Raw genomic sequence first — 22,531 nt, forward strand, 5'->3', positions numbered from 1 at the left:
CGCGCCTTTCTTCAGCAGGGGTTTCAGCACGGGTCTCTTTGAGGTAAAGGCATCCGCGAGCAAGGCCAACCCATCAAAGGACTGCCCCGATGAAATTCTTCGTAGACACAGCCGAAATCGACGCCATCGCCGAGTTGAACGACCTGGGCATGGTGGACGGTGTCACCACCAACCCCTCGCTGATCCTGAAATCGGGTCGCGACATTCTGGAAGTGACCAAGGAAATCTGCGACCTGGTCGATGGCCCGGTTTCCGCCGAAGTCGTCGCCACCGAAGCCGAGGACATGATCGCCGAAGGCCGCAAGCTGGCGCAGATCGCACCGAACATCGCCGTCAAGGTGCCTCTGACCTGGGCCGGTCTAAAAACCTGCAAGGCGCTCAGCGACGAGGGCCAGATGGTCAACGTCACCCTGTGCTTCTCGGTCAATCAGGCGCTTCTGGCAGCCAAGGCGGGCGCGACCTTCATCTCGCCCTTCATCGGGCGTCTGGACGACATCAACCTCGACGGCATGGACCTGATCGCCGACATCCGTCAGGTCTATGACAATTACGGGTTCGAAACCGAAATCCTCGCCGCCTCGATCCGCAGCGTGAACCATGTGGCCGACAGCGCCCGCATCGGCGCCGACGTGATCACCGCGCCGCCTGCCGTGATCAAGAAGCTGGCTGATCACCCGCTGACCGACAAGGGGCTCGAGGCCTTCCTGTCGGATTGGGCCAAGACCGGTCAGAAGATTCTGTGATCCATTGATCCCAAGTACAACCGCGCGGCCCCGTCCGGGGCCGCGCCTGGCCCAACTGCAGGGGGCTTGATCTTTGATCAAATGCCTGCAGGCGGGAGCCACGCCCCCACACACGGCGCCTAATCCACCTAAGCGTGCATTTTTCCCAAGGCATTTCCGGGCACCCGTGCTATAACGCCCCCAACAAAAAAAGACCGGACAGGATATGAGCAGCAATCCCAAACTCGAGGACAACCTCCGCGCCGCGATTCTGGCCGAGCCGGACGCCGTGCTGGACGACAAGGATCTGATGCAGGCGCTGGTCGCCGCGAACGAACGCGCCCGCGGAGACAACATCATCGACCTGCGCGGAATCGCCATGCAACGGCTTGAGGCACGGCTGGACCGGCTGGAGGACACACATCGCTCGGTCATCGCAGCCGCCTACGAGAACCTCGCCGGAACCAACCAAGTTCACCGCGCCATCCTGCGCCTTCTTGAGCCGACGGAATTCGAGGACTTTCTGCGCGTGCTGGGTACGGAAGTTGCCGAAATCCTCCGCGTCGACCGCATCACACTGGTCCTGGAAACAACGATGGTCCAGCAGGACCCAAGCATCGACCGGCTGGACGGTGTTCTGGCCGTGGCGGAACCGGGTTTCGTGCATTCCTACATGGACAACGCACCGAACCACCCCGCGCGTGAGGTTGTCCTGCGCGAAATTCGCCAGCCCAACCGCAGAGTGCACGGGGATCAGCTGGACCAGCTGCAATCTGAGGCATGTATGCAGCTAGATCTCGGCAAAGGGCGTCTGCCGGGCATGATTGTCATGGGGGCGCGCGACCCAAGGCACTTCTCGCCTCAATTGGGCACTGATCTGCTGGCCTTTTTTGCAGGCGTATTCGAACGGTCGATGCGCCACTGGCTGTCGTGAGCCTGATCTCTCCAGCCTGCCGCGATGCGTTGCAGTTGTGGCTGGAGGGGTTGACCGCTTTGGCGGGCCGTTCGGAAAACACCATCAATGCCTATCGCGGGGATGTCGCGGATTTCCTGTCTTTCATGACTTTGCATCACAGCGAACGGCAGGGGCTGGCGGCGCTCGAACGCATCACCATTTCGGACATGCGGGCCTGGATGGCACAGCAACGCGAATCCGGCGTCGGGGCGCGGTCACTGGCGCGAAAACTGTCCGCCGTCAAAAGCTTCTATCGCTGGCTGGCCGAACGCGAGGGGTTCGAGCCCACCGCCGTCCTGTCCACCCGCGCCCCGAAATACACCAAGAAACTGCCGCGCCCTCTGGCCGAAGACGCCGCCCGCGCCATGATCGAGACGGTCGAGCTGCAATCCGGGTCAGATTGGGTTGCCGCCCGCGACGTTGCCGTCGTGACCCTGCTGTATGGCTGCGGCCTTCGCATTTCCGAAGCCCTGTCCCTGACCGGAGCGGACGCGCCCCTGCCCAACACGCTGAGAATTGTCGGCAAGGGTGACAAGGAAAGGATCGTTCCGGTCATCCCCGCCGCGCGCCAGGCGGTCGACCGATACCTTGAGTTGTGCCCACATCCCCATAGCCCGACCGCCCCATTGTTCCGCGGCGTACGAGGCAAAGCCCTGAGTCCGCGGGCAATTCAGGGCGTCATGGCCAAAGCGCGCATGCAGCTGGGTCTTCCGGCAACGGCCACTCCACACGCGATGCGGCACAGCTTTGCCACCCATCTTCTGTCGGCCGGCGGAGACCTCCGGGCCATTCAGGAACTGCTGGGTCACGCGTCCCTTTCGACCACCCAAGCCTATACAGCGGTCGACACCGCGCGCCTCATGGAGGTGTACAACCGCGCGCACCCCAAAGCCTGAGACGCGGCGGAATTGCAGCAACCAAATTTCGGTGCTGATACCGCTGGCTTTTTGCTTTGCATCTCGGGCGCGCATCGTACATGACACGGGTCATGACACTCAGATTCAAAGCCTTAGCCGTTCACCTGTTTACCGCGACCGGAGCCGTATTTGCGATGCTGGCCATGCTGGCCGCGGTCGAGGAAAAGTGGAGCCTGATGTTTCTGTGGCTGGTCGTTTCGTTCATCGTCGACGGAATCGACGGCCCTTTGGCGCGGCACTATCACGTCAAAAAGAACGCGCCCGAGTTCGACGGTGTCCTGCTGGACCTGATCATCGACTATCTGACCTACGTCTTCATTCCGGCCTATGCGCTGTTCAAATCCGGCTTGATGGACGGCTGGACCGGTTGGTTCGCGATCATCGTCATCACCTTCGCCAGCGCGATGTATTTTGCCGACACGCGTATGAAAACAAAGGACAATTCCTTTTCCGGTTTTCCCGGTTGCTGGAACATGGTCGTGGTGGTGATCTTTGCGCTAAAGCCCGACTTCTGGTTCAGCCTCGTCCTTGTGGCGCTGCTGGCCGTTGCAATGTTTCTGCCCCTGAAATTCATTCACCCCGTGCGCACGGAACGCTGGCGCAACCTGTCCCTGCCCATGGCCTTCGCATGGACATTTTTCGCCGGATGGGCCGCTTGGGTGGATTTTCACCCGCAAAGCTGGGCGCATTGGGGTCTGGTGGTGACCAGTCTGTACCTGGTCTCGGCAGGGATCGCCCAGCAAATCATGCCGCCGAGCCGCGACTGAGACGCGGCCCCAACGGGCGAAAATCACAGGTCAGAGGATTTCCCGGATCTCGAACTCGGTGCCATTGTGGGTGAAGACGTCCCCCTTGCGCATTCCGGCCATGGCCAGATAGATCGGGCTTTGGGTTGAAATCCCCATATATGGTTCACCATCTACGTCGAACTTGGTGGTCGACACGCAGACGACGAAATGCCGGTCGCCCAGCCAGACCACGGCGCCTGGCTGCACTGTATCCGTCAGGCTGAAATCGGTGTTTTCGATCACGTCAATCTTGGCATGATGCGCATGCACCGGCCCGTCAAACGCGGCGGCCAGATCGGCGCTTTCGCGCGATGCCGCGATATCATCCTTGTCGTGGCCTTCCCGGTCATCCAATTGGGACTCTTTCTGAAAGGCATCGTGGTGCGCCTGCGCCGTCGCCAACTCCTGTGCCTCCAACGCCATCAATTGGTCAATGATGGCCTTCTTCCGGGCGGCGGGGTCAATTTTCGCAGTCATGAATTGTAGTCCTTCGGGTTCGAAAACTGTCTCAGGTTGGGACGCTTTGCGAAAGATTGCAACCGGATTCCGGTGGTCAGATCAGCAGGCTGGCAGCCCCCTCGTGACGCAACAGGGCAACCTTGCCCTCAACCCCGCCCTGCCCCGAGAACCCCCCAAGGCCGCTTGCCGCCAGAACGCGGTGACAGGGAATGATCACCGGAATCGGGTTGGCACCACAGGCCTGCCCGACAGCTTGCGCCGGACACCCAAGATCATGCGCGATATCACCGTAAGTCCGCGTGTAACCGAAAGGAATCGCGGACATCAAGTCGCAGACCTGTTTCTGGAATTCGGACCCAACGACACGCAGTGGCAAGTCGAACTTTTGCAACCGGCCCTCGGCATAGGCCCTGATTTGTAACCCCGCTTCGATCAGCAGCGGGGTCTTCTCACCCGTTGTGTGACCGTCCCACACCAGACTGGTGATGGCACCGTCCTCTTCTTCTATCCCAAGGCATCCGAACTGGGTTTCCACTGCAATCATCGGCATGGGCGCAGAGTTTCAGATCGGCGGGTGCGTCGCAAGCCGCAAGAAAAACCCCCGCGCGATGGCGGGGGTTTCAGGGATCATTTTCAGCTCAGCGCCGTATCGCATCGGCCGCAGACGCCGGGGTGGGCGTGACGTCCCACATCCGGCAGGATCTTCCAGCAGCGCTGGCATTTGGCCCCTTCGGCCTTTTCGAACACGACGCCGACGCCCTCGATCTCGGGCAGGCGGAACGCCTCGGCCGGGGCCGGGTCGGCGGTGACGGTCAGGCCCGAAGTGATGCAAAGGTCATCCACGTCGAAGGTCGCCAGCAGGTCGCGGGTTTCGGCATCCTCGACATGCACGACCGGCGCGGCTTCGAGGCTGGAGCCGATAACCTTGTCGCGGCGCTGCACTTCCAGCGCGGCGGTCACCGCACGGCGCACACGGCGGATCTTGGCCATGTTTTCTTCGAGAGCGGGATCGCGCCAATCGGTAGGCGTGTCGGGGAAGTCGACCAGATGCACCGAGCTGTCCTCGCCCGGGAACCGCTCGAGCCAGACCTCTTCCATCGTAAAGACCAGAACCGGCGCCAGCCAAGTGGTCAGACGGTGGAACAGGATATCCAGCACCGTGCGCGCGGCTCGGCGGCGTGGGGTGTCCCCATCGCAATACAGCGCATCCTTGCGCACGTCGAAATAGAAGGCCGACAGGTCAACGGTGGCAAAGTTGAACACCGCGCTGAACACGCCCTGGAAGTCGAACGCAGCATAGCCCTTGCGGACCTGCTCGTCCAACTCGGCCAGGCGGCTGAGCACCCAGCGTTCCAGACGCGGCATCTCGGCCGGGTCGATCCGGTCGGCCTCGGTGAAATCGGCCAGCGAGCCCAGCATGAAGCGCATCGTGTTGCGCAGCCGGCGATAGCTGTCAGCGACCCCTTTCAGGATTTCCGGCCCGATCCGCTGGTCGGCGGTATAGTCGGTCTGGGCCACCCACAGGCGCAGGATGTCGGCACCGTATTGCTTGACGACCTCTTCCGGCACGATGGTATTGCCGAGCGATTTGGACATCTTGTTGCCCTTCTCGTCCAGCGTGAACCCGTGCGTGACCACGTTGCGATACGGCGCGCGGCCGATCGTGCCACAGGCCTGCAGCATCGAGGAATGGAACCATCCGCGGTGCTGGTCGGTGCCCTCCATGTAGACATCGGCAATGCCGTCGTCGGTGCCATCTTCACGGTCGCGCAGAACGAACGCATGGGTCGAGCCCGAGTCAAACCAAACGTCCAGTACGTCGAACACCTGATCATAATCGTCGGGGTTCACGATGCCATCCAGCACCTGCTGTTTGAACCCGTCGGTGTACCAGACATCGGCACCGTGTTCTTCGAACGCGGCCTTGATGCGGGTGTTCACATCCGCGTTGCGCAGCAGATAGTCCGCGTCGGTGGGCAGAGCGCCCTTCTTGGTGAAGCACGTGAGTGGCACACCCCAGGCACGCTGGCGCGACAGAACCCAGTCGGGGCGCGCCTCGATCATCGAATACAGGCGGTTGCGGCCCGAGGGCGGCGTCCATTTCACCAACTCGTCGATCGAGCGCAGGGCGCGTTCGCGGATAGTGCCGCCCATTTCGTCCATGCCATCGTCCAGCTTGCGGTCGACGGACACGAACCATTGCGGTGTGTTGCGATAGATGATCGGCGCCTTGGACCGCCAAGAATGCGGATAGCTGTGCTTGATCTTGCCGCGCGCCAGCAACCCGCCGACCTCGGCAAGCTTGTCGATCACGGCTTTGTTCGCATCGCCCTCGCCGCCCTTGCGCGACAGGATGTACTTGCCGCCGAAGAACGGCATGTCAGCGCGGAAGCTGCCGTCGTCCATCACGTTGTAGGTGATGACCTGTTCCAGCATGCCCAGATCGCGGTACAGCTCGAATTCCTCCATCCCGTGCGAGGGCGCGCAATGGACGAAGCCGGTGCCTTCGGTATCGGTCACGAAATCGGCCGCGCGGAAATCGCGGATGTCGTCCCATTCGCCGTTGGACCCTTCGGCCCCGGCCAGCGGGTGCTGCAGCTGGATCTTGGCCAGATCGTCCTGCGTGACGTCGCACAGGCGGCGGTACATGGTATCGTCCAGCCGTGCCCGCGCAAACACGTCGGCGGCCAGATTGTCGGCCAGCAGGTAGCGGTCACCGATCCGGGCCCAGCATTCCTCGGGGCGGCCGGTCACTTCGTACAGCCCGTACGAGATGTCCTTGCCATACACCACGGCCTTGTTAGACGGCATGGTCCAGGGCGTCGTGGTCCAGATCACCACATAGGCGTTGTCCAGCGTGGTGTCGCCGGTGTTCACCACCTTGAACTTCACCCAGATGGTGAAGCTTTCCTTGTCGTGATACTCGACTTCGGCCTCGGCCAGGGCGGTCTTTTCGATCGGCGACCACATCACCGGTTTCGAGCCCTGATACAGCGTGCCGTTCATCAGGAACTTCATGAACTCGTCCGCGATCACCGCCTCGGCGTGATAGTCCATGGTGACGTAGGGATCGGCCCAGTTGCCGGTGATGCCCAGACGCTTGAACTCCTCGCGCTGGATGTCGATCCAGCCTTCAGCGAACTTGCGGCATTCCTGGCGGAAGTCGATGACCGGAACCTCGTCCTTGTTCTTGCCCTTCTTGCGGTACTGTTCCTCGATCTTCCATTCGATCGGCAGGCCGTGGCAGTCCCAGCCGGGCACATAGCGCGCGTCAAAGCCCATCATCTGGTGGCTGCGCACGATCATGTCCTTGATCGTCTTGTTCAGCGCGTGGCCGATATGCAGGTGCCCGTTGGCATAGGGCGGGCCGTCATGCAGCGTGAAGGGCTTGCGACCCTGTTTGTCGCGCAGGCGGTCATAGACGCCGATCTTTTCCCAGCGGTCCAGCCATGCGGGCTCGCGCTTGGGCAGGCCCGCGCGCATGGGGAATTCGGTTCGGGGCAGGTTCAGCGTGTCTTTGTAGTCGGGTGTCTGGGTCGTGTCGGCGCACATGGAGAGGCGTCCCTTGGATGATCTTGGCGTGTTTGGATCGAAGCGGTCGGTGCGATGAACTCAAGCACCTTTGCCCGGCGTCTCGGAAACTCAGAGCGCCGGGGAAATAATTCGAATGATAATGGCCAGAACGTCTTGCATGGCCGGGCTTATAGGCCGGTTGCGCCTATTGGTCCAGAGCTTCCGGCCCCTGCGGCGAATGGCGCAGCTTGGCCCAGCGGTTCAGCCAGGCCAGACCCGCCAGCGCCAGCCCCAAGGCCAGCAACGAAAACACCCGGATCAGACCGCCCAGCCCCGAGATGTCGATCAGGAACACCTTGGCCACCGCCAACCCGATCACCGCCAGCCCGGCCTTGCGCATCAGGTCCGACCGACGCGCCAGCGACTGATAGAACAGCGCCGCGCCGATCACCAGCAGGGCGAGCGTGTAAGTATAGAGCTCAGGCTGGGATACGCCGTTGCCTTCATACATCCCTGCCGCGCCCTGCCAGAAATGCCGGATGGTCAGGCCCAGCCACAAGGCGCCCAGCGCAATGGTCACCCCCTGACAGGCCAGCCGCAACTGCGCCGGCATCGTGGGGATCCGCCACGCGGACAGGCCGATGACGAGGGCCGGCAGCAGATAGGCAATGGCCAGCGTGTTCACGATCGGAGGCCCCAGAACAGGATCTGCCCCAAAACGCAAAACAGGGTTGGCCACTGTCGCAGCCAGCGCGAGCCACAACAGGCCATGCGCGGCAAAGAACACGCCCAGTGCGACCCGAACCCAGTTCAGTCGCCCGCCCAGCGCAAAGCGCTGCACCTGCACAAAGGCCAGCAGCAGCCAAATGGCCGACAGCAGGCCCAGCCCCCAATGGCTGTCGTCGGCACCGCCCTCGCCCAGCCCTTCCAGCCAGCGCAACAGCAGCAGAGACACCAGAACGCCGCCCGTCGCCCACGCTGCGCTGTCCAGCATGACATTGGCGACCGGGCGGTCCAACGGGCGCAGCATCCACCATGCGGCAAGATAACCTGCAACCGCAGCCCCATAGACCAGCGCCATTTCCACAACCGGCGCGTGCAGCGCCCAGTCCAGGCCCGGGTTCAGGATCAGTCGGAACGTGACGGTGGCAACGCCAACCCAGATGAACCAGCTCATCGGTAGCAGGTTGAACCGCCGGTCCAGCGCTGCCGCCGCGATGATCGTGACCACGAAAGCGATGGTCAGCGCCGCCGAGCTGAGCACGATCACGCAGCCGAAGGTCAAGCAGGACAAGGCCGACAGCGTGGCCAAAGCCGGACGCATCCGGGCCTCGCCATCCACACGCGCAAAGCGCTCGGCCAGTACCACCATCAGCGCCGCAAGCGCGACCGCATGCAAGGCCCAGGGGTAGGCGCCCATCACGCTGGCAGGACGCCAGCCAAGCTCAAGCGCGATGGCCAGCGCCGGGGCGTACAGCGCGGCGGCACCGGCCCAGACCAGCGGGTACCGCCCACCCCGAAACGACCGCCATGCCGCCAGAAGAGAGATCATCGCGCCCAACGCAACCAGCAAGGTCACGGCCAACGGAAAAGCAGCCTCGGGCGTTTCGGAATAGGTCTGCCAGAACCCACGCGCCACCGCGCCGCCATCAAATCCATGCGTGAACACGAAACCACCCAGAGCCAGGGCGGGAAGCGCGGTCATGTCCTGCAGGGCCGGCGCGTCCTTTGCCCAGATCAGCAGGGCGAAAGTCAGCCCGGCCAGCAGGATCACACCCAGCCAGAACTCACCGCTCGTATCCGCCCATTGCAGTGCCAGAATGGCCGAGCTTGCCAGCACCGCCCCAAAGGCCAGGCGCGTCGGAAATTCGGGCCACGGACCACTGGCTTTTCTGACAAGGATTTCGCTGAACATCGCGCCGTCATGGTCGGGCCAGATCCGCCGGGCGGGAATGGCAATGGCGATCACGGCCACGGCGGCCATGTAGACGAGGAAAGCCGGTTCCGTGATCGGCGAACCCATCACCAGCAAAAGGCCCGCCAAATAGGCGCCCACCAGCGACATCACCGACACCCAGGCCCAGCGCCGCACCATGTCGATCCCTAGCCCCAGCCCGGTGATCACGAAGAAATATACGTACAGCCAAGACGGGTCAGCCGAGCCGCCACCCACGACGAATGGCGCGGCAAAGGCGCCGATCAACCCGATCGCCGCCAGCAGCGGGCCGTGGAACCAGCCAAGTACCAGCCCGACTAGAGCGATGGCGATCATGCCTGCCAAGGCCGCCTCGGGGCCGATCAAGTCATAGAGCTGACGCGCCGCCAGCACACCGCCGAACAGCGTGACCAGCCCCGCGCCGGAAAATACCGAAGGCAGGTAGGCGGTGGCCGACGACTCGTCATCGCCATACCGACGCCGCACAATTTCACCCGCCACGATCAGCAGCGCGCCGAAGCCCAGGGCCGCCAACACGCGCGCGGTAGGCGGCAGCAAACCGTTCTCGACCCCGTATTGCACGAGGAAGATCCCCGCCAGCGCCAGCGACAGAGCGGATACGGCATAGAACCAGTTCTCGCGCAGCCACGCGCCCAGATCGTCGAACCGCTCGGCGCGGAACACCACTGCCGCCGGAGGCGATGCACTCTCAGTAACAGCTGCCGACTCTTCAGGGTCAGGCCGTTGGTCCGGCGTCGGTGGGCTTTCCTGTTTCGGTGAACCCCAAGGGGCCGGCCGCGGTTCAGGCGTCGGCGCTTCGATTGGCGCGGACTGCGTCTTTGGTGGCCGCTCCGCGTCCGGTTGCTGCTCGGCACCCAACCGACTCTCCAACTGCTCGACCCGCCGCCGCAGACGGGCATGGCCGACCAGCAAGACGACAATAGATACCGGCATCGCCAAAACGACCAGGCCAACAAGAACAAGCAGAGATTCCAAACCGCACCTCCGGGCAAATCTGCATTACAGGCTATCCTGTCCAGGCGCGGCAAGACAGTCGGGAAATCCCGAATGGTTTCAGCCTGTTGCGATCTGACGCCAGTGATCTAAGGATGGAACAGAGACCCGACGAGATAGGCAATTGCCGCCGCCGCTCCACCAATCGCCAGCGTCTCAAGCCCCGAGCGCCACCAAGGCGCCAGCGACCACCGGCTTTTCATCGCGCCGATGGCAAAGAAAACGCCCAGTGTCATCAGGACCGAGGCTGGAAACGCGCCCTGAACACCCAACAGGAACGGCACGAGCGGAACCATGCCGGCCACGACAAAGGCCGCGAACGTGGCCGCAGCGGCCTTGAGCGGATGCGGATCGACGCTGCCCAGCCCGTATTCGCCCTCGATCATCAGGTTGATCCAAGTGTCACGATCGGCGGTGATCGCGTCGGTTGCCTGTTCCAGCACCCGGCCTGACAAACCCTTGCGGGACAGGATCTCCAGCACCTCGCCGCGCTCGCCGTCGGGGTAGAGGCGGATGTGGCGCTCTTCGATGGCGCGGATCCGGCGGATATTGTCCAACTCGGCCTTGGTCCCCGAGTAATTGCCCGCCGCCATCGAGAACCCGTCGGCCAGCACGTTGGCCAAGCCCAAGGCCACGATGACAAAGGGCGAAAGCCCGGCCCCGGCCACGCCCGCCACGATGGCCAGCGTGGTCACCGATCCGTCGATCCCGCCATATACCACGTCACGCAGGACCCCGCGCCCGGGTGGGGCGTCGATCCGGTCTGCGATTTCCTGTTGGGTGTGGCCGTGATCCGCCATGGCTGGTCTCCCTTCCAAGAGATTGTGCCCTGCGTGGCGGCCCGATGGCTTTGCGGCAGATCAACCCTTGGAAAACAGCCCGCCCAGCGCGCGCGAAACCATGCCGCGGGTCGACGGCCTGTGCCGGTCCGAGAAGGGCAGCGGGCGGCAGACCTCCATCGCAGCCACGCCGACGCGGGCGCTGAGGGCGCCGTTGACCAGTCCTTCGCCAAAGCGGCGCGACAGCTTGCTGAGGACCGACCCGCCCAGAACCGGTTCGAGCAGGTCGTCACCTACGGCCACCGCACCGGTGGCCACCAGGTGAACGAACACCGCACGGGTCAACCGCCAGCCCCCCAGAAATCCGGCCCGCCCGCCATAGATCTCGGCAATCCGGCGGATCATCCGCAGCGAGGCCAGCAGCGCCGTCGCCACATCGGCCAGCGCCAGCGGCACCAGCGCTGTCACGGTCGCGACCTGACGCGCGGCGGCCTCGACCTCGCGGCTGGCGGCGGCGTCCAGCGGGGCCAGCAATTCGTCCTCGACCAACCTCAGCAGGCCCGAAGCGTCGAACTGTTCTTCGACCCGTTCGGCCAGACGGTCGCGGCCCCAGCGCGTATCCTCGCGCCCGCGATAGAACGCGATCAGTCGCTGCGTCACGGCCCGGGCCTGCGCCAGATCGGCATCGGCCAGCGCAGCATCGGCGGCGCGGCGCATCCCGTCCACCCGCGACAGCCGGCCCAGCGCGGCCAGCTCGCGCAGCGCGATCAGCAAGGCCACCAGCACCAGCGCGCAGATCAGGCCGGTCACGATCCAGCCCAGCACCGGAACGCTGGCGATCAACGAGGTGGCAAAGTTCCATGCGGCGACAGAGACCGCCGCCCCCACGACCGCCAACGCCAGCCCCCAGAACCACCGGCCCAGAACCGATGGCTTGCGCGCGGCCAGTCGTGCCGCGGCCTGCATCGCCTGCCCCTGGGGCGGCGCGATATCCGGTACCGGCGCGGCCTTCGATACGTCGGCGGCCGGGGCATCCTCGTCAAGCTCGATCAGAACCGGACCCTTGGCCATGCATCACTCCTTCCGTCGCCAGACGAACCGAATGTCCGGCAGCTGTTCATCATTGTCGGCCCCGTCGCTGCGCGCCACTTCGACAAAGCCGTGCCGTTGGTAGAACCGGCACGCGCCCGTGTTGGCCTGAAAAGCATACAGCGCCAGTTCTCGGCGAGCCGCCTTGGCGCTGTCCAGCAATTGTGCGCCGATCCCCTGATTTCGCGCGGCGGGGCTTAGGTACAGGCAATGAACCTCGGTCCCGTCCACGGCCAGAAAGCCTGCGACCTTGCCGCCCTGTTCGGCAACCGTGACCCATCCATTGTCGATCATCTGCCCGCAAAAGGCGATGGTCTCGGCCCCCGAATGCAGCTCGGGCATCCAGTCGTTTTCGCGTGCAAAGCCGTGCAGGATCTCTCCGACCGCCCCGGCGTCGAGGCTGCGCGCTGGCCTTAGGGTGACAGTCACAGCCGGTCTCCGATCAGAAACTGCGCGGCGCGGTCCAGCCGGATATGCGGCGGGCCGTCACCGGGGCGCAGCGACAGATTCGCCGGGGCAAAGGTCATGAACCCGTAATCCTCGCCCAGCCAGGTGTCGGCCCCCTTGCGTGCAGGGCCCAGCAGATGGGCGGGGTCTTCGGGCAGCTCTCCGGGATAGAAGGCCGCCTGCTTGCCGGCCTCCAACGTGCCGCGCACGCAGGGCAGTTCGACGCCGTTGTGGGTGCGGATTTCTTCGGTCGTCACGCGCAGCGCGGCGATGGACATGGCGGCGGTCTCGGCCCCGGCGAACCTGGCGCGGTCGCGCGCCTCGCGGGTCAGAGCCTCCATGATCGCGGTCAGGCGCGGGTGTTGCAGGTGGTGCAGGTGATCGGCCTTGGTGGCCGCGAACAGGATGCGTTCGACCCGCTTGCCCAGCAGCAGCTGGCTGAGCCATGCATTGCGGCCGGGCCGGAAGGCCGACAGGATATCGCCCATGGCGCGGCGCATGTCCTCGACCGCCTGCGGCCCCTTGTGGATCGCGCCCAGCGCATCCACCAGCACCACCTGCCGGTCGATCCGGGCGAAATGATCCCGGAAAAAGGGCTTCACGACCTGCGCCTTGTAAGCCTCGAACCGGCGCTCCATCTCGCGGTGCAGGCTGCGGCGGCGCGAGGCGCCCTCGACCGGCAACGGCGCAAAGGTCAGCACCGGCGACCCGGCCAGATCGCCCGGCAGCAGGAACCGGCCCGGCGTACAGTCATAGAAACCCGCATCCCGCGCGGCAGTCAGATAGTCGGCAAAGCCCCGCGCCAGGGCCTGCGCGGTGGGTTCATTATGGACGTCGGCCGGGTCAACGGACTTGATCTGGGCTAGGAAATCGGCCGCTGCCGGTCGCTGCGCGATGCGGTCCAGCGTTTCGCGCGACCAGTTGTCATAGGTTTTTTCGAGTAGGGCCAAATCCAGCAGCCACTCGCCGGGATAGTCGACGATGTCCAGATGCACGGTGCGCGGCCCCTGCAGGCCGGCCAGCAACCCGGCGGGGCGGGCTTTGAACGACAGGCGCAGCTCGGACACGGCGCGGGTGCTGTCGGGCCAGTGGGGCTGCGGCCCAGTCAGGGCCGACAGGTGCGATTCATAGTCGAACCGGGGCACGGTGTCGTCGGGCTGCGGCTGCAGGTAGGCGGCGTTGATTCGCCCCTCCTGCTGGGCGACCAGGCCGGGCATCCGCCCCCGGTCCAGCAGGTTGGCCACCAGCGACGTGATGAACACCGTCTTGCCCGACCGCGCCAGACCGGTGACGCCCAGCCGCACGACCGGTTCGAAAAACGTCTCGGACACGCGGTCGCCGACGGATTCGACGCCGCGCACAAGACTGTCTGCCAGTGATGAGATGACCAAACCGCCGCCCCGCATTTCTTGTTTGTCCCAAGATAGGTAGCCGCTGCCCCGGTTGCCAGCGCTTTTGCCGCCTGCCCTTGCCCGGGCGCGTCCGGCAGGGTACCAGCAGCGCATGCCCAGATACGCGTTGAAAGTCGAATACCAAGGTGAGCCGTTTGCCGGATGGCAGCGGCAGAAAGAGCTGCCCTCGGTCCAGGGCGCCATCGAGGCGGCCTTGTCGAAACTGCAGCCCGGGGCACACACGATCGCAGCCGCGGGGCGCACGGATGCGGGTGTTCACGCGCTGGGGCAAGTGGCCCATTGCGACCTTGAAAAAGACTGGGACCCGTTCCGCCTGTCCGAGGCGCTGAACTATCACCTCAAGCCGTTGCCGGTGGCGATTCTCAAGGCCGCGCGGGTGGCGGATGACTGGCATGCGCGGTTCTCGGCCATCGAGCGGCAATACCTGTTTCGCATCCTGATCCGCCGTGCGCCCGCGACCCATGACAAGGGCCAGGTCTGGCAGATCGGGCATCCGCTGGATGTCGCCGCGATGCAGGAAGGGGCCGACATGCTGATCGGGCGGCACGATTTCACCACCTTCCGGTCCTCGATCTGCCAGGCGGCCAGCCCGGTCAAGACGTTGGACGAGCTGCGCGTCGAACAGGTTCAGGGCTTTTCCGGCCCCGAGGTGCATTTCCACGTCCGCGCCCGGTCCTTCCTGCACAACCAGGTCCGCAGTTTCGTCGGCACGCTGGAACGGGTCGGCGCGGGCGCTTGGACACCGCAGGACGTGCGCGATGCGCTCGAGGCCGCCGACCGCGCGGCCTGCGGGCCGGTCTGCCCGCCGCAAGGATTGTACCTGGCGCGGGTGGGCTATCCCGATCCTGTTTTCGACTGACGTCAGAGCGCGCGCAGCAGCAATCCGCCCGCGATCACTGCGATCAGCAGCCCGGCCACCAGTTCGATCGTGGGTGCCAACACGGCCGCGAACCGCGTGGCCGAGGCCGAGGCCAGCAACCCGCCCCGCAACCCGAACGACGTCCAGCCAACCAGGGTGGTGACGGTCGCGGTGCCCAGCGCCATGGCAAAGGCCCCGGCGATGCCGACCATCGCGATGCCCATCTGCCAGGTCAGGATCAGCACGAACAAGGCCCCGGTACAGGGTCGCGCGGCGATACCGGCGATCAGGATCAGCGCCTCGCGCAGGCTGCCGACCTGGGCCACCTCTTCGGCGGTGGGGCCGTGACGATGCCCGCAATCGGAACAGACTTCGCCGTCGTGGTGGTGATGCCCGTGATCATGATGATGGTGATGGTCATGCGGAGCACTGTCCGCACGACCGCGCCGGGCGAAACTGCGCAGCGATCGCAGAACCAGCCACAGCCCGATGGCCGCGATCGCGCCATAGCTGACCGGGGCCATGATCTGTTCGGTGGTGCCGACCAGGCTTTGCCGCGACATCTGGAACACCAGAACGCCTGCATAAACCAGAACGATCGCCGTCACGGCCTGCCCTAGCGAGGACAGTACGCTGATCGCCGACAGGCGCAGAAAGGCGACATTGCGGCCCAGCCCGTACCCGCCGATCAGCACCTTGCCATGACCCGGCCCCACCGCATGGAAGAACCCATAGGCGAAACAGACGGCCAGCAGCGTGGCCACGGCCTCGGGCTGTTCGGCCCGCGCGGCCCGCAGGGCACGGGCAATCTGGTTCTGGAATTCCCGCTGCTCGCCCGCGGCCCAGGACGCGAGGCTGTCAAACCCGCCGCTGCCCCAGAACCACAGCAGCAGCGCAATCGCCAGACCGACCGGAAGGATCAGGTAGCGGGACATGAAACGCGGATCTCGGTGGCAAAGCGTTCACCGACCAGAGGGATGTCGTTCTCCTCGAGGTCATAGTCGGCGTCCAAGGTCAGCAGAAAGGCCTGCATCTGGGCTAGTTCGCCGTCGATATCCGGCTCGAACCGGTCGATCCGGCAGGTTTCAGGACCGGTGACGGTAACCGGGCGCGTCACCTCGTAGGCGGTATAGAATGTCTCGTCATAGGGTTTGGCCGATAGGCCTTGGGCGGGCACAGGGTCGCCCTCGACCTTGCGCAGATGGGTGGTCACGATACGGCCATCTTCGGTCGTGGCGCGCGGTTCCAGCGGGCCGGACAAGGCAACCGGCTGATCGGCGGCCAGGATGACGAGATCACCGTTGTATCCTTCGACCCACTGCGCGTCGAAGCCAGCGAGGCGCTGCTCTTCCGCCTCGGACAGCACGCCGTCGCCGTCCTGATCCAACCTCATGTCCTCGAGCACAAGCAGCGAGTAGAACTCGTCATAGGCCCAGGTGACGCGGACATGCGACAGGTTGCCCGACTCGTCCACGATGAATTCCAACCCGGTGTCGATGAAGACATGCGGGTGCGCCACCGCGGTAAACGGCAGGCAACAGGCGATCAAGGTGGGTATCCAGCGCATGAACGCGAAGATAGGGTGCCCGACCGGCGCTGGCAACGCGGTTCGGCGGTAAGCACGGATTTTGCCGCTCATTTCGGCGGAAACAGGACCAGCGTCTGCAGCGCCGTGCCGATCGGACCTTGAGTATCGTACAGAACCGACTGCGACATCCCGATGCCGCTGGGCTGCCAGTGTGACACGGAATCCGAGGCGAGCCAGTCGGACATCGGCTCGCGGTGGATCTGCACCGTCAGGTCGGTGTTCATGAACCCCATTTCCGAGGTCGGCGCATTCCAGGAAATGCCATTGCCACAATCGGCTAGCGGGCACAGCGACTGGATCGGCGAGGGGGTTTCACCCTCGAGCAGAGGCGGGGTGCGCATCCAGATGGTTTTTGGGCCCGCCCCCTGATTACCGCCTTTGGGATAGGCCACCTCGGAATGATGGGCAAAGCCGGGCAGGTCATGCCGCATTTCACCGATGGGAAACGGGCCGTCTTCGATCTGCGAAAGGTCGGGGGCTTGGATCGCCACATTCGGCACCGGCCCCAGATCCCGGCGCGCCAGATGCATCGTGGTGGCGGTGGCGCACAGCGTGTCGTCCAGATCGTGCACGGTGACACGCGTGGTGGCCAGCGTCTTGGTGTGGCGCACGGTTTCGGCGGCCACGCGCAAACCGGACAGAGGCAGCGGGCGCAGCAGATCGACGGTCAGGCGGGTCAGCATCTTGTCGGGACCGACCTCGATCTCGGCCGCGCGCACGATCAGGCCCGCAACCGGGCCGGCATGACAGTGGTCGGCCGACCACGGCCCGCGCGCAGGGTCATTGCCGACAAAGGCCCCGTCGGGCGCGACCCGGAAATAGGCGGTCTCACCCACCACTGGCTGCATCGCCGCGTCCTGCATGTCAGATCTTTTCCTGGGTGTGCTTTTTCAGTTCGGCCCGCGCCACCTGACGGCGATGCACGGCATCCGGGCCATCGGCCAGCCGTAGCGTGCGCACATGCGTCCAGGCGATGGCCAGCGGCGTATCCTGGCTGACACCCTGCCCGCCGAACATCTGCACCGCCTCGTCGATCACCTTCAGCGCAACGCGCGGCGCGACGACCTTGATCTGGCTGATCCACGGGGCCGCTGCGCGCGCATCGTCCTGATCCATGTACCACGCAGCCTTCAGACACAGCAGGCGGGCCATCTCGATCTCCATCCGGCACTCGGCGATGATGTCGAAATTGGCACCCAGCTGCGCCAGCTTCTTGCCGAAGGCTTCGCGCTGCAGGGCGCGTTTGCACATCTGCTCCAGCGCCATCTCGGCCTGGCCGATCGCGCGCATGCAGTGATGGATGCGACCGGGCCCGAGGCGCCCCTGCGCGATTTCGAACCCGCGGCCCTCGCCCAGCAGGATGTTCTCGGCCGGTACCCGGACATCAGTGAACCGGATATGCATGTGCCCGTGCGGCGCGTCGTCATGGCCGTACACTTCCATCGGGCGCAGGATCTCGATCCCCGGCGTGTCGGCGGGCACCACGATCATCGACTGGCGCTTGTGCTTGGGCAGGTCGTCGCCGCCGGTCTTGACCATCACGAGATAGACCTTGCAGCGCGGATCGCCCGCGCCGGACGACCACCATTTCTCGCCATTCAGAACATAGTCGTCCCCGTCCCGCACACAGGACATCGAGATATTCGTGGCATCCGACGAGGCCACATCCGGTTCGGTCATCAGATAGGCCGAACGGATCTCGCCCTCGAGCAGCGGCTTGAGCCACTGCTCTTTCATCTCCTCGGTGCCGTAGCGCTCGAACACCTCCATGTTGCCGGTGTCAGGGGCGGAACAGTTGAACACCTCGGCGCCCAGCGGGGTCTTGCCCATCTCTTCGGCGAAATAGGCGTATTCGACCGTGGTCAGGCCAAACCCCTTGTCGCTGTCGGTCAGCCAGAAATTCCACAGACCGGCCGCCTTTGCCTTGGCCTTCAACCCTTCCAGGATCTCGGCCTGGCGTTCGGTGTACTGCCAGCGGTCGCCCTTGTTGATCTCGGCCTGGTATTCCTCTTCCAGGGGCATGATTTCGTTGCGGATCATCTCGCGGACCCGCTCCAGCAGCGCCCGGTTCTCCTCGCGCAAGACGAATGACATGTTCATGACGAATCCTCCGTAGATCCCGGAACCGGGCTTTACCTTTGCGCCGAGGATGGCTTAGCTGCGGCAACTGTGTCCAGCCGCGTGACGGCACGTCACTTGCAATCAATTTGAAACGGAAGAGGGGCGCAGATGGCGTTGTTGATCGATACCGGCCTGTCCGACTGGATGAGCGATGCCGAGATTGCCGAAGAGGTACGGCGACATGCACCAACGGCCGATGTGCGCACGCCAAGCACCATTGGCGACCCGGCGGAGGTCACCATGGTGGCGGTTGTCGGCCTGCGGGACGATCACGCGAGCCGCCTGCCCAATCTGCAGCTGGTGCAAAAGTTGGGCGCCGGGGTCGAGACAATCGTGTCGAACCCCGCCCTACCCGCGCATGTTCGCGTGGCCCGCCTAAAACCGGACGCCCCGGCGCAAGGCATCGCGGAGTGGTTTCTGGCCTATATCCTGTACGCTCACCGGAACATGGGCTTTCACGCGGACGCTCAGCGGCGGGCCGAGTGGCGGCCGAAAGCGCCGGTGCTGACATCTGACACCGTAGTAGGAGTTCTGGGGCTGGGCCATATCGGCAGCCGTACCGCCCGCATGCTGCGCGATGTCGGGTTCCAGGTCATCGGCTGGAGCCGGTCGCCCAAGCAAATCGAAGATGTGACCTGTCTGCACGGGCAGGATGCTTTGCCGGGAATGCTGCGCGGTTGCGACCATGTCTGCGCGATTCTGCCCTCGACCCCCGAAACCATCGGCTTGTTCGACGCAGAAATGCTCAGCGCGATGAAGGACGGCAGCCAGTTGTTGAATGCGGGACGTGGCGACCTGATCGACGAGGAAGCCCTGATCGAGGCACTTGACCGGGGTCGTCCGGGCCATGCGGTTCTCGATGTGACCGCACAAGAGCCATTGCCCGCAGACAGCCCTTTATGGCGGCACCCATCGGTCACGATCACACCGCATGTGTCGGGATGGCATCTGGGTGATGCGTTGGCGGATGTTGCCCAGAACTTTCTGCGGCTGAGCGCAGGTCAGCCCCTGCTGCACGAGGTTGACCGCAGCCGCGGTTACTGAGCCGCGATTACGGCGTCAGAATCCAATTGCCGCTGGCATCCTTGCACTGACGGGTGCGGATTTCCGGGTTGGGCGCCGCCCCGGACGGCTGGACAAAGTGCTGGAAGTGAACGCAGTTGTCCTTCACGTCCCGTATCCTGACCGTGCCTTTGGTGCCCGTTTTCTCGTTGACCCAGTTCCGCTCCTGCCCGACGCTTGGGGTCCCGCCTGCCAGCATCGAAGACGTCGTCGCGTCCAGAACCTGATAGTCGTCCGGGCTCAGCCCCATTTCGGCGATGATCCGGGACAGAGGCTTGGCATCGACCGCCCCCACGACACCCGACAAAAACAGCGCAAACAGGGCAGCAGGCAACCGGACAGTCATGCGAAACTCGCTTTCGTGAAAATTGATCTGCACCAAGAATATACATCCCAGCAATCAGGGCCAAGCCCCCGCGGCCGGACCTTCAAATAATGCCGAACAAACCTATCGGACTGCCGGCGCTATCGGCCCGCCGCTGATGCGACCATAGTAATCGCAAACCAAGCTTGAGGCACAGGAATGGCTCATCAAAACTACTACGCGCCCACCGGCGGGCTTCCGGACCAGACTCAGCTGCTGACCGACCGCGCCATGTTCACTGACGCCTATGCCGTCATCCCGAAAGGCACGATGCGCGACATCGTGACCAGCTTTCTGCCGTTTTGGGAACAAACCCGACTGTGGGTCCTTTCGCGCCCCCTCAGCGGGTTTGCCGAGACGTTTTCGCAATACATCATGGAGGTTCAGCCCGGCGGCGGCAGCGATACGCCCGAGACGGACCCGGAGGCTCAAGGCGTGGTCTTCGTCGTCGAAGGGTCGGTTACCCTGACCCTTGCGGGGCAGGTCCACGAGCTGGACACAGGGGGCTATGCCTACATTCCGCCCGGGTCCGATTGGACCTTGCACAACCGCTCTGACGCAGTGGCCCGGTTCCATTGGGTGCGCAAGGCCTATGAGGCCGTACCCGGATTGCCGGCCCCCGATCCGATCATCACCAACGAACGCGACGTCGCCCCAACCCCAATGCCCGGCACCGAAGGTCGGTGGGCCACAACGCGCTTCGCGGACCCGAATGACCTGCGCCATGACATGCATGTGAACATTGTCACGTTTGAACCAGGCGGGGTCATCCCCTTTGCCGAAACGCATGTCATGGAACACGGGCTTTATGTGCTTGAGGGAAAGGCCGTCTATCGACTGAACCAGGATTGGGTCGAGGTCGAGGCCGGTGACTACATGTGGTTGCGCGCGTTCTGTCCTCAAGCCTGCTACGCGGGCGGGCCGGGGCGATTCCGGTATCTGCTCTACAAGGACGTCAATCGGCACATGCCGTTGAAACTGTCCACACGATGACCAGCAAAAGGTTCTGAAAACGGGCTTTTGCGTCGGCAGGGGTTCACAGGGACGGCGGAATTTGCTGAAATCAGAGGTGATTTCGTTTTGTTCATTCGTGGAGATTGGTCGATGAAACTGCGCGCCCCTCTGACGGCACTGGCCATGATCGGCCTCATAGTCGCCGTCGACACCGCCCCGGTCGTGGCAAAGGAAGCGACCAAAACCGTATCCGTCATGAGCCGCACATGGGCTGTGACGCAGGTTGCGGATGCCCCTGTCGTGTATCGTGCGACCCGCGACAACAACAACCTCAACCCGTTCGGCCCGCCACCGCGCCTGCGCACGGTTCAGGCCATTGCGGCCATCCAGCAGGCAACCGGGTGCAAGGTGATCCGGTCAAGCATGTACCAGAATATTTCGGGCCAGTTCTTCTCGCAGGTCAGCTGCGGATAGCGGCGACGCCATACGGGCATTGAGGTCGGTCAAACGGCCTGCCATAGCTTGCGCATGAAACTCGCAATCAACGGATTCGGCCGCATCGGCCGCACGATCCTGCGGCAGGTCATGGCCCTGCCAGCGGGTTCGGATGTTCAAGTGGTGCTGATCAACGACATCGCACCGCTGGAGACCTGTGCCTATCTGTTCAAGTACGACAGCACGTTCGGCCCCTATGCCGGTTCGGTCGAAACCAGCGCCGGGGCCTTGCAGGTAGATGGACATTCGATTCCACTGAGCCACAGCGACGACCTTGCCGATGTCGATCTGTCCGGCGTGGACGTGATGCTGGATTGCACGGGTATCGCGCGCAGTTCGGATGTCGCAATCCGGGGCCTGCAGGCAGGGGCTGGCAAGGTGCTGATTTCCGGCCCGTCCCCGGCCGCCGAAACAACGATCGTTCTGGGCGCCAACGAAGACATGCTGGGCAGTGCCCGGATTGTGTCGAACGCGTCCTGCACCACCAACGCGCTGGCACCACTGGTCAAACTTCTGGACGGGATCGCTGGGGTCGCGTCGGGGCACATGACCACGATTCACTGCTACACAAACAGCCAGCCGATGGTGGACGCCCCGCGCGGCGACCTGGCGCGGTCACGGGCCGGGGCCTTGTCGATGGTGCCCACAACGTCAAGCGCGACCCATCTGATCGACGTGATTCTGCCGCATCTGGCCGGGAGAATTTCCGGTGCGGCGGTGCGGGTGCCCACTGCCAGCGTCTCGGCCATCGATCTGGTCGTGACCCTGCAAAAAGGAATGGAACCCGAGCTGTTCTCGGCCGAATTGCGCCGCGCCGTCGAGGCATCAAAGGTGCTCGGCTGGACCGACTTGCCGCTGGTCTCGTCTGATCTGCGTGCGCGACCGGAATCGCTGGTGATTGCCGGACCGGAAACACGTGTCGTCGGGCAAAATCAGGTCCGGGTTTTCGGATGGTATGACAATGAGTGGGGTTTTTCGGCCCGTATGCTCGATGTCGCCGGGATGATGGCTCAGACGGAATAGCCCGCAGCGCGCTTGGCGCTGCAGGGCTGAGCTA

At 64.1% G+C, this 22,531-nt stretch carries 22 protein-coding genes; 9 read left to right on the forward strand and 13 right to left on the reverse strand.

The genetic code is table 11. The features are described from left to right. The first annotated feature begins 89 nt into the window (after positions 1–89). The 4 genes from fsa (at position 90) to ACR0NY_RS06740 (ending at position 3,361) form a co-directional block, all read left to right on the forward strand. Complete coding sequence (gene fsa, locus ACR0NY_RS06725; RefSeq protein WP_170337862.1) at positions 90–743, forward strand: fructose-6-phosphate aldolase; 654 nt, start codon at positions 90–92, stop codon at positions 741–743. A 205-nt stretch (positions 744–948) separates the two neighbouring features. Next, positions 949–1,656, forward strand: a complete 708-nt coding sequence (locus ACR0NY_RS06730) for a DUF484 family protein (protein WP_170362898.1) — start codon at positions 949–951, stop codon at positions 1,654–1,656. Beyond that, a complete protein-coding gene (locus tag ACR0NY_RS06735) occupies positions 1,653–2,573 on the forward strand; it encodes a tyrosine recombinase XerC (RefSeq protein WP_170368838.1) in 921 nt (306 codons plus the stop codon). Before ACR0NY_RS06730 ends, ACR0NY_RS06735 begins: the two co-directional genes overlap by 4 nt. A 92-nt stretch (positions 2,574–2,665) precedes the next feature. Next, positions 2,666–3,361, forward strand: a complete 696-nt coding sequence (locus ACR0NY_RS06740; RefSeq protein WP_093962794.1) for a CDP-alcohol phosphatidyltransferase family protein — start codon at positions 2,666–2,668, stop codon at positions 3,359–3,361. A 30-nt stretch (positions 3,362–3,391) separates the two neighbouring features. Here the strand turns inward: ACR0NY_RS06740 and ACR0NY_RS06745 are convergent, their stop codons facing one another. From ACR0NY_RS06745 to ACR0NY_RS06780, 8 genes are all read right to left on the reverse strand, one after another. Continuing rightward, the gene (locus tag ACR0NY_RS06745) at positions 3,392–3,859 is read right to left on the reverse strand and encodes a hypothetical protein (protein WP_170368839.1); all 468 of its coding nucleotides are present in this window, start codon (positions 3,857–3,859) and stop codon (positions 3,392–3,394) included. Positions 3,860–3,935: 76 nt separating this feature from the next. After that, positions 3,936–4,391 carry a methylated-DNA--[protein]-cysteine S-methyltransferase gene (locus ACR0NY_RS06750; protein ID WP_170368840.1) on the reverse strand — a complete coding sequence of 152 codons (456 nt, stop codon included), beginning with the start codon at positions 4,389–4,391 and terminating at the stop codon, positions 3,936–3,938. An 83-nt stretch (positions 4,392–4,474) separates the two neighbouring features. Next, entirely contained in the window at positions 4,475–7,393 is a 2,919-nt protein-coding gene (gene ileS, locus ACR0NY_RS06755) for an isoleucine--tRNA ligase (protein WP_170368841.1), read from the reverse strand. 166 nt (positions 7,394–7,559) lie between these two features. Continuing rightward, positions 7,560–10,286 (reverse strand): DUF2339 domain-containing protein, encoded by a 2,727-nt coding sequence (locus ACR0NY_RS06760; protein WP_170368842.1) that lies wholly within the window; start codon positions 10,284–10,286, stop codon positions 7,560–7,562. A 107-nt stretch (positions 10,287–10,393) separates the two neighbouring features. Then, complete coding sequence (locus ACR0NY_RS06765) at positions 10,394–11,104, reverse strand: VIT1/CCC1 transporter family protein (protein WP_170337501.1); 711 nt, start codon at positions 11,102–11,104, stop codon at positions 10,394–10,396. Between the two features lie 60 nt (positions 11,105–11,164). Then, on the reverse strand, positions 11,165–12,154 hold the full coding sequence (locus ACR0NY_RS06770) for a YcjF family protein (RefSeq protein ID WP_093962800.1): 990 nt from the start codon (positions 12,152–12,154) through the stop codon (positions 11,165–11,167). Positions 12,155–12,157: 3 nt separating this feature from the next. Further along, entirely contained in the window at positions 12,158–12,601 is a 444-nt protein-coding gene (locus tag ACR0NY_RS06775; RefSeq protein WP_170368843.1) for a GNAT family N-acetyltransferase, read from the reverse strand. Continuing rightward, the gene (locus ACR0NY_RS06780) at positions 12,598–14,010 is read right to left on the reverse strand and encodes a YcjX family GTP-binding protein (protein WP_170368844.1); all 1,413 of its coding nucleotides are present in this window, start codon (positions 14,008–14,010) and stop codon (positions 12,598–12,600) included. The genes ACR0NY_RS06775 and ACR0NY_RS06780 overlap by 4 nt, the downstream gene beginning before the upstream one ends. A 112-nt stretch (positions 14,011–14,122) precedes the next feature. Here ACR0NY_RS06780 and truA point away from each other — a divergent pair, with 112 nt between their 5' ends. Further along, the gene (gene truA / locus ACR0NY_RS06785; protein ID WP_170337497.1) at positions 14,123–14,890 is read left to right on the forward strand and encodes a tRNA pseudouridine(38-40) synthase TruA; all 768 of its coding nucleotides are present in this window, start codon (positions 14,123–14,125) and stop codon (positions 14,888–14,890) included. A gap of 2 nt (positions 14,891–14,892) precedes the next feature. Here truA and ACR0NY_RS06790 read toward each other — a convergent pair whose 3' ends face one another. The 4 genes from ACR0NY_RS06790 to ACR0NY_RS06805 form a co-directional block, all read right to left on the reverse strand. Beyond that, complete coding sequence (locus ACR0NY_RS06790) at positions 14,893–15,825, reverse strand: nickel/cobalt transporter (protein ID WP_170368845.1); 933 nt, start codon at positions 15,823–15,825, stop codon at positions 14,893–14,895. Beyond that, positions 15,810–16,439, reverse strand: a complete 630-nt coding sequence (locus tag ACR0NY_RS06795) for a DUF1007 family protein (RefSeq protein WP_480771281.1) — start codon at positions 16,437–16,439, stop codon at positions 15,810–15,812. The genes ACR0NY_RS06790 and ACR0NY_RS06795 overlap by 16 nt, the downstream gene beginning before the upstream one ends. Positions 16,440–16,525: 86 nt before the next feature. Next, entirely contained in the window at positions 16,526–17,341 is an 816-nt protein-coding gene (locus ACR0NY_RS06800) for a thioesterase family protein (protein ID WP_254432909.1), read from the reverse strand. A gap of 1 nt (position 17,342) precedes the next feature. Then, positions 17,343–18,578 (reverse strand): acyl-CoA dehydrogenase family protein, encoded by a 1,236-nt coding sequence (locus ACR0NY_RS06805; protein ID WP_170368846.1) that lies wholly within the window; start codon positions 18,576–18,578, stop codon positions 17,343–17,345. Positions 18,579–18,707: 129 nt separating this feature from the next. Between ACR0NY_RS06805 and ACR0NY_RS06810 the strand changes: the two genes are divergently transcribed. Beyond that, complete coding sequence (locus tag ACR0NY_RS06810) at positions 18,708–19,643, forward strand: 2-hydroxyacid dehydrogenase (RefSeq protein ID WP_170368847.1); 936 nt, start codon at positions 18,708–18,710, stop codon at positions 19,641–19,643. A 7-nt stretch (positions 19,644–19,650) separates the two neighbouring features. On the opposite strand, the gene ACR0NY_RS06815 is transcribed toward ACR0NY_RS06810, so the two are convergent. Next, positions 19,651–20,007: a hypothetical protein gene (locus ACR0NY_RS06815; protein WP_170337492.1), complete on the reverse strand. Its 357-nt coding sequence runs from the start codon at positions 20,005–20,007 to the stop codon at positions 19,651–19,653. A 177-nt stretch (positions 20,008–20,184) separates the two neighbouring features. On the opposite strand from ACR0NY_RS06815, the gene ACR0NY_RS06820 reads away from it, so the two are divergent. The 3 genes from ACR0NY_RS06820 to ACR0NY_RS06830 all read left to right on the forward strand — a co-directional run bounded on the left by ACR0NY_RS06820 (position 20,185) and on the right by ACR0NY_RS06830 (position 22,497). After that, positions 20,185–21,018, forward strand: coding sequence for a bifunctional allantoicase/(S)-ureidoglycine aminohydrolase (locus ACR0NY_RS06820; protein ID WP_170337491.1), 834 nt, complete (start codon positions 20,185–20,187; stop codon positions 21,016–21,018). Between the two features lie 111 nt (positions 21,019–21,129). Beyond that, positions 21,130–21,453 carry a hypothetical protein gene (locus ACR0NY_RS06825; RefSeq protein ID WP_170368848.1) on the forward strand — a complete coding sequence of 108 codons (324 nt, stop codon included), beginning with the start codon at positions 21,130–21,132 and terminating at the stop codon, positions 21,451–21,453. 54 nt (positions 21,454–21,507) lie between these two features. Further along, positions 21,508–22,497, forward strand: coding sequence for a type I glyceraldehyde-3-phosphate dehydrogenase (locus tag ACR0NY_RS06830; protein WP_170368849.1), 990 nt, complete (start codon positions 21,508–21,510; stop codon positions 22,495–22,497). The last annotated feature ends 34 nt before the right edge of the window (positions 22,498–22,531 follow it).

Source organism: Ruegeria sp. BJ5 (genome assembly GCF_056537865.1).

Coding starts and splice junctions, on each gene's coding strand:
- fsa (WP_170337862.1), top strand. CDS start 90: ATGAAATTCTTCGTAGACACAGCCGAAATCGACGCCATCGCCGAGTTG.
- ACR0NY_RS06730 (WP_170362898.1), top strand. CDS start 949: ATGAGCAGCAATCCCAAACTCGAGGACAACCTCCGCGCCGCGATTCTG.
- ACR0NY_RS06740 (WP_093962794.1), top strand. CDS start 2,666: ATGACACTCAGATTCAAAGCCTTAGCCGTTCACCTGTTTACCGCGACC.
- ACR0NY_RS06745 (WP_170368839.1), bottom strand. CDS start 3,859: ATGACTGCGAAAATTGACCCCGCCGCCCGGAAGAAGGCCATCATTGAC.
- ACR0NY_RS06750 (WP_170368840.1), bottom strand. CDS start 4,391: ATGCCGATGATTGCAGTGGAAACCCAGTTCGGATGCCTTGGGATAGAA.
- ileS (WP_170368841.1), bottom strand. CDS start 7,393: ATGTGCGCCGACACGACCCAGACACCCGACTACAAAGACACGCTGAAC.
- ACR0NY_RS06765 (WP_170337501.1), bottom strand. CDS start 11,104: ATGGCGGATCACGGCCACACCCAACAGGAAATCGCAGACCGGATCGAC.
- ACR0NY_RS06770 (WP_093962800.1), bottom strand. CDS start 12,154: ATGGCCAAGGGTCCGGTTCTGATCGAGCTTGACGAGGATGCCCCGGCC.
- truA (WP_170337497.1), top strand. CDS start 14,123: ATGCCCAGATACGCGTTGAAAGTCGAATACCAAGGTGAGCCGTTTGCC.
- ACR0NY_RS06790 (WP_170368845.1), bottom strand. CDS start 15,825: ATGTCCCGCTACCTGATCCTTCCGGTCGGTCTGGCGATTGCGCTGCTG.
- ACR0NY_RS06800 (WP_254432909.1), bottom strand. CDS start 17,341: ATGCAGGACGCGGCGATGCAGCCAGTGGTGGGTGAGACCGCCTATTTC.
- ACR0NY_RS06805 (WP_170368846.1), bottom strand. CDS start 18,578: ATGAACATGTCATTCGTCTTGCGCGAGGAGAACCGGGCGCTGCTGGAG.
- ACR0NY_RS06810 (WP_170368847.1), top strand. CDS start 18,708: ATGGCGTTGTTGATCGATACCGGCCTGTCCGACTGGATGAGCGATGCC.
- ACR0NY_RS06815 (WP_170337492.1), bottom strand. CDS start 20,007: ATGACTGTCCGGTTGCCTGCTGCCCTGTTTGCGCTGTTTTTGTCGGGT.
- ACR0NY_RS06820 (WP_170337491.1), top strand. CDS start 20,185: ATGGCTCATCAAAACTACTACGCGCCCACCGGCGGGCTTCCGGACCAG.
- ACR0NY_RS06825 (WP_170368848.1), top strand. CDS start 21,130: ATGAAACTGCGCGCCCCTCTGACGGCACTGGCCATGATCGGCCTCATA.
- ACR0NY_RS06830 (WP_170368849.1), top strand. CDS start 21,508: ATGAAACTCGCAATCAACGGATTCGGCCGCATCGGCCGCACGATCCTG.